The organism is Arenibacter amylolyticus (assembly GCF_002150785.1).
Classification (GTDB): domain Bacteria; phylum Bacteroidota; class Bacteroidia; order Flavobacteriales; family Flavobacteriaceae; genus Arenibacter; species Arenibacter amylolyticus.
Genome location: NZ_MTAZ01000071.1, coordinates 1 through 5,184, shown reverse-complemented (window position 1 = coordinate 5,184; position 5,184 = coordinate 1). Strand labels below are relative to the sequence as shown.

General features: G+C 39.3%; 7 protein-coding genes and 1 tRNA gene. 5 read left to right on the top strand and 3 right to left on the bottom strand.

Annotated elements, in window-relative coordinates; genetic code table 11:
* The 5 genes from BV214_RS16140 (at nucleotide 1) to BV214_RS16120 (ending at nucleotide 3,931) form a co-directional block, all read left to right on the top strand.
* A tRNA-Leu gene (locus BV214_RS16140) sits at nucleotides 1–87 on the top strand.
* 145 nt (nucleotides 88–232) lie between these two features.
* Nucleotides 233–1,168: a MerR family transcriptional regulator gene (locus tag BV214_RS16135; protein WP_086478532.1), complete on the top strand. Its 936-nt coding sequence runs from the start codon at nucleotides 233–235 to the stop codon at nucleotides 1,166–1,168.
* Entirely contained in the window at nucleotides 1,165–2,631 is a 1,467-nt protein-coding gene (locus BV214_RS16130; protein ID WP_086478531.1) for a phytoene desaturase family protein, read from the top strand. Before BV214_RS16135 ends, BV214_RS16130 begins: the two co-directional genes overlap by 4 nt.
* Nucleotides 2,632–2,634: 3 nt before the next feature.
* Entirely contained in the window at nucleotides 2,635–3,474 is an 840-nt protein-coding gene (locus BV214_RS16125) for a phytoene/squalene synthase family protein (protein ID WP_086478530.1), read from the top strand.
* A gap of 1 nt (nucleotide 3,475) precedes the next feature.
* The gene (locus tag BV214_RS16120) at nucleotides 3,476–3,931 is read left to right on the top strand and encodes a sterol desaturase family protein (RefSeq protein ID WP_086478529.1); all 456 of its coding nucleotides are present in this window, start codon (nucleotides 3,476–3,478) and stop codon (nucleotides 3,929–3,931) included.
* A 65-nt stretch (nucleotides 3,932–3,996) separates the two neighbouring features.
* Here the strand turns inward: BV214_RS16120 and BV214_RS16115 are convergent, their stop codons facing one another.
* Genes BV214_RS16115 through BV214_RS17030 form a run of 3 tightly spaced genes read right to left on the bottom strand, consistent with a single transcriptional unit; the run spans nucleotide 3,997 to nucleotide 5,117 of the window.
* Nucleotides 3,997–4,566, bottom strand: a complete 570-nt coding sequence (locus BV214_RS16115) for a TlpA family protein disulfide reductase (protein WP_086478528.1) — start codon at nucleotides 4,564–4,566, stop codon at nucleotides 3,997–3,999.
* Nucleotides 4,563–4,898: a TlpA family protein disulfide reductase gene (locus BV214_RS17035; protein ID WP_262483085.1), complete on the bottom strand. Its 336-nt coding sequence runs from the start codon at nucleotides 4,896–4,898 to the stop codon at nucleotides 4,563–4,565. Before BV214_RS17035 ends, BV214_RS16115 begins: the two co-directional genes overlap by 4 nt.
* 12 nt (nucleotides 4,899–4,910) lie before the next feature.
* A complete protein-coding gene (locus tag BV214_RS17030; protein ID WP_245806818.1) occupies nucleotides 4,911–5,117 on the bottom strand; it encodes a hypothetical protein in 207 nt (68 codons plus the stop codon).
* Between the last annotated feature and the right edge of the window lie 67 nt (nucleotides 5,118–5,184).

Below are 5,184 nucleotides of genomic sequence, written 5' to 3'. Positions count from 1 at the left end.
GCCCACGTGGTGAAATTGGTAGACACGCTACCTTGAGGGGGTAGTGTTCGCAAGGACGTGCTAGTTCGAATCTAGTCGTGGGCACCAAAACCGTTAACTATAAATTCCGTATAGTTAGCGGTTTTTTTAGTGGCATTTGTTATCTCCCCATCTTTTAACATGAAATTCTCTACAATAAATTACCATTAAAGCAGTATAAATTGTATTTTTGTTTAATCTTCATTGAAAAATCATGAACAAGATTAAAAGAGAATTCAGCATCCGTGATTTAGAGAACCTTTCAGGGATCAAGGCCCATACTATTCGTATATGGGAAAAACGATACCAATTACTAAACCCAGAAAGAACCACTACCAACATTAGAACGTATAGCTTGGAAAGCTTACAAAAGCTTTTAAATATTTCATTGCTCTATCAAGCAGGTCATAAAATTTCCAAAATAGCCAAATTAACCCACGAAGAGCTACTGCAATTGGTAGGGGAGCTAGCGCAAAACAACAACAATAACACCCATGCTATTGTAGGCCTAAAACAGGCCATGATTAATTTTGACCAGGAAGCCTTCTATGAAATTTACCACCAACTTTCCACTCAAATGGGTTTTAGGGAAATTTGGCAACAAGTACTGGTTCCTTTTTTGCATGAAATTGGTCTTTTATGGCAAACCGATGTCATTTGTCCATCGCAGGAACACTTTATTTCCCACCTGATAAAGCAGCTTATTTTTACAAATACCGCCCAGTTAAAACCACAGGTACAGCAAAACAACGAAGCAACCTATGTGCTTTTTTTACCAGAAAATGAAATACACGAATTAGGATTGCTGTATCTTAATTACGAAATAAGATTGATGGGCCATAATACCATCTATCTAGGTCAGGCTACCCCCTTGGAATCCATGGAGGATTTAAAACAGCATTTTCACAAAATTATATTTATCTCCTATTTTACCGTTGCCCCTGCCCCTGATAAAATAGAAAAGTACATGGCAGATTTTCATCGACTAATCAATAACAAAAACCTGCATCAACTCTGGATTCTGGGACATCAGGCAAATCAATTGGAAGCAAGCCAAATCCCTGAGGGAATCAGCACGTTTAACAATTTAGAATCGGTACTCAGGGCCCTACCCAAGAACACTCCGTTTCAAAAAGAACCTATTATATGAAAACCAAGATAGCCATTATCGGATCTGGATTTTCTTCCCTATCGGCCGCCTGTTATTTGGCCAAAGAAGGGCATGATGTAACCATTTACGAAAAAAACGATTCGGTAGGTGGTAGGGCCAGACAATTCACCTTTGAAGGGTTTACTTTTGACATGGGGCCCAGCTGGTATTGGATGCCTGATGTGTTTGAACGTTTTTTCAACGATTTTGGAAAATCGGTCTCAGACTATTATACATTGCAGAGGTTAAATCCGGCTTATAAAATATTTTTTAGTGATGAAGTCATCACCATTGGAGATAGTTTGGAGCTTATCTGCAAAGAATTTGAGAGAATAGAACAAGGCAGTTCCATTCCATTGCGAAGCTTTATTGCAAAAGCCCAAAAGAATTACAAGATAGCCATTCATAAAATTGTCTTACGTCCTGGCATTTCCCCTTTCGAATTAATCTCCAAGGAAACTCTGGGGAATTTAAACCAATTCTTTACTTCTATAAGTAAAGAGGTTAGAAAACGATTCAAAAACCCTAAGCTAATTGCAACCCTGGAGTTCCCCGTCCTATTCTTAGGTGCCAAACCAAGCAAGACGCCCTCTTTTTACAGCTTTATGAATTATGCCGACTTTGGATTAGGAACTTGGCACCCAAAAGGCGGCATGCACCAAGTGATCAAAGCAATGGTGAATTTGGCCAGCGAATTGGGCGTAACTATCCACACCAACCAATCTGTTACCGGGATACAAGTTAACGGCAAGCAAAAGGTAACTGGGATTCAGCTAGGCCAAGAGACTATAGCAGCAGATATTGTTGTTAGCGGTGCGGATTATCACCACACAGAGACGCTATTACAGCCCCAACTAAGACAATACTCAGAAGACTATTGGAACAGGAAAACCTTTGCTCCCTCCTCCCTATTATTTTATATGGGATTTAATACAAAGCTAAGAAATGTAGCCCATCACAACCTATTTTTTGACACCGACTTTAATCAGCATGCAAAAGATATTTACGACTATCCCCAGTGGCCAAAGGAACCCCTCTTTTATGCTAACTTCCCCTCCATCACAGATCCCACAATGGCACCGAAAGGATGTGAAAATGCCTTTTTTCTTATCCCTATTGCCCCGGATCTTAAAGACGGACCGGAGCTTAGGGAGCGATACTTTAACATAATTATGGAACGTTTTCAAGAACTTACGAACCAAGAAATACTTGGAAATATTCTCTTTAGGGAAGACTTTTGTGTAAGCGACTTTAAAGAAACCTACAACTCCTATAAAGGGAATGCCTATGGGTTGGCAAACACCCTAACCCAAACAGCTTTCTTAAGACCCAAGCTGAAGAGCAACAAAGTAAAGAACCTGTTTTTTACAGGTCAACTTACAGTACCCGGTCCAGGGGTGCCCCCAGCCCTCATATCAGGGAAGTTAGTATCCCAACTCATCTCAAAACAGATTAAAACCTAACGCATGAAAGCACTTTTTGACACCTTATCCCATCATTGCAGCAGGTTGGTTACGGAGCATTATAGCACCTCCTTCTCCATGGCCACAAAAATGCTGGGATCCTCTATTAGGGCAGATATCCATAATATATACGGGTTTGTTCGTTTTGCCGATGAAATAGTGGATAGTTTCCACGATTACGACAAATTATTTTTATTTAATAAATTTGAACAAGATCTTTGGGAGGCACTGGAGCATAAAATTAGCCTGAATCCAATCTTAAACTCCTTCCAACACACTTTTTTTAAATACAACATCCCCCTGCACTTAGTGGAATCGTTTTTAAAAAGCATGCGGATGGACATAGGGGATAAAATAAAACTTAATCAAAAAGAGTACAAGGACTATATTTATGGTTCAGCAGATGTAGTGGGATTAATGTGCCTCAGGGTATTTGTGAATGGGAATGAAGAAGCCTATCAGAAGCTACAGCATTCCGCGATGGCATTAGGGTCTGCTTTTCAAAAAGTGAATTTTTTACGCGACTTAAAGGCCGATTATGAACAATTAAACCGGAGTTATTTTCCTGATGTAGATTTAAAAGCACTAAATCAGGAAAACAAAGATAGGATCATAGCGGAAATTGAAGCCGATTTCAAGGCAGGATTCAAAGGTATTGTCCAATTGCCCCCACAAGCCAAATTTGGGGTTTACACGGCCTATAAATACTATCATAAGCTCCTTCAGAAACTTCAAAAGACCCCACCTTTAGAAATTAAAAGCACTAGAATAAGGGTTTCAAACTATCAAAAGTTTGGCCTTTTGGCTAGTTCGTATTTAAACTATAAACTTAAAATGGTATAAGATGCAAGTATTATTTTGGATATTGATTTTTATTTCCACGTTTTGCTTTATGGAATTCATGGCGTGGTTTACCCATAAGTTTATTATGCACGGTTTTTTATGGAGTCTTCACAAGGACCACCATAAAAAGGACCACGATTCCAAATTTGAGAGGAACGATGCCTTTTTTATATTTTATGCCCTAATTAGCATGACCTTCTTTTATTTAGGTGCAGAAACAAGTTTCTGGCAGGGCTGGGCTATCGGATTTGGGATAATGGCCTATGGAGCTACCTATTTTCTTGTGCACGATATTTTTATACATCAACGGTTTAAGCTCTTTAGAAACACCAATAATTGGTATGCCAGAGGCGTGCGCAGAGCCCATAAAATACACCACAAGCACTTGGGGAAAGAAAAAGGGGAATGTTTTGGCATGCTAGTGGTTCCCTTTAAATATTTTCGAAAAAAGAAATAACAATCCTGCAGCTCCATTAAATGGAAAAGCATTAGGAATCTAACTGAATCCAAGCAGGCAAGAAATTAGTTCAACAACAATTCGTCTAAAAGTTTTCTAGTTGCTTCACTGTTCCAATCCACAGCACCGGTCTCTACCACCACTATTTTCCCTTCCTCATTAACTATATAGGTGGTAGGCAGTAATTTGGAGCTAAATACATTTGGTTCTGGTGAGTTTGGGTAGTATACAGGTAACTCTAAGCTTCTTTTTTCCAAAAAGGCGTTTACCTTACTGGGATCATCATTGGTTACAAACATAAAGCTCACTTTATCTCCATAATCGTTATAAAGCTGCTGCAAACTAGGCATTTCGGCTATGCACGGAGCACACCAAGTGGCCCAAAAATTTAATAGCACCACCGTCCCTTTTTTGGATTTAAACTGAAGGGTGTTACCCTCCAAATCCAACAACTCCCATTCATAGGCTGCCAAAGGCACCTGCTCCCCCAACTTTCCCTTTACGGAATTGGCGGCCATAAACCTACCCGCGTAAGTCTTAATCTTACCACCAACAGGTGAAAGCAAGAGCACTACAACGACAGCCAGCAACAGAAGCCTTAGACCCCAGTTATTTTTCAATTTAATTAGCGTCATTTCACCAATAACTTATCAATAATCACCTTTAAACCATCATTATCCCAATCTGCCACGCCCTCTTTTTGGACAACAATATTTCCTTCCCTATCCAAAAGGTAAGATTGGGGTGGGTTACTACCATCTACAGGCATTGGATTACCAACAATAGAATAGGTAACGGGAAATGTAAACCCTTTTTTCTGCATAAATTTTTCTACTGGCTCTCTGTCCTCATTGGTAATAATATAAAATTCTACCCTATCCTTATAGTGATCATACAGCTTTTGGATACTCCCCAATTCTGCTTCACTGGGCAACATCCAGGATCTCCAAAAATTAATAAAGACCACCTTTCCCTTAGACTAATTAAAATTAAAGAAATTCCCGTTGACATCTTTTAATTTCCAATCGTAATTCACCACTTGTTCCCTATGGTCCTTTTGGACCACCTTAGGGGAAAAGGAAAATATCTTATTTAACAATACCTTGCTATAATCTCCCAGAGGAGTAACAAAGAAGGAGATTATTAAGGCCATAATGGCAAGGTTAAAAATTGTTTTCTTACGCATAGTATTTATTTATAGGCATTGCCAAATCGAGTAGGAAGGTAGCCATTATTTGGCTACCTGTCCTCTC

What these genes read in the sequence shown, in the direction of transcription:
- BV214_RS17030 (WP_245806818.1), bottom strand. Translation starts at nt 5,117, where the DNA reads ATGCGTAAGAAAACAATTTTTAACCTTGCCATTATGGCCTTAATAATC.
- BV214_RS16125 (WP_086478530.1), top strand. Translation starts at nt 2,635, where the DNA reads ATGAAAGCACTTTTTGACACCTTATCCCATCATTGCAGCAGGTTGGTT.
- BV214_RS16115 (WP_086478528.1), bottom strand. Translation starts at nt 4,566, where the DNA reads ATGACGCTAATTAAATTGAAAAATAACTGGGGTCTAAGGCTTCTGTTG.
- BV214_RS16120 (WP_086478529.1), top strand. Translation starts at nt 3,476, where the DNA reads ATGCAAGTATTATTTTGGATATTGATTTTTATTTCCACGTTTTGCTTT.
- BV214_RS16135 (WP_086478532.1), top strand. Translation starts at nt 233, where the DNA reads ATGAACAAGATTAAAAGAGAATTCAGCATCCGTGATTTAGAGAACCTT.
- BV214_RS16130 (WP_086478531.1), top strand. Translation starts at nt 1,165, where the DNA reads ATGAAAACCAAGATAGCCATTATCGGATCTGGATTTTCTTCCCTATCG.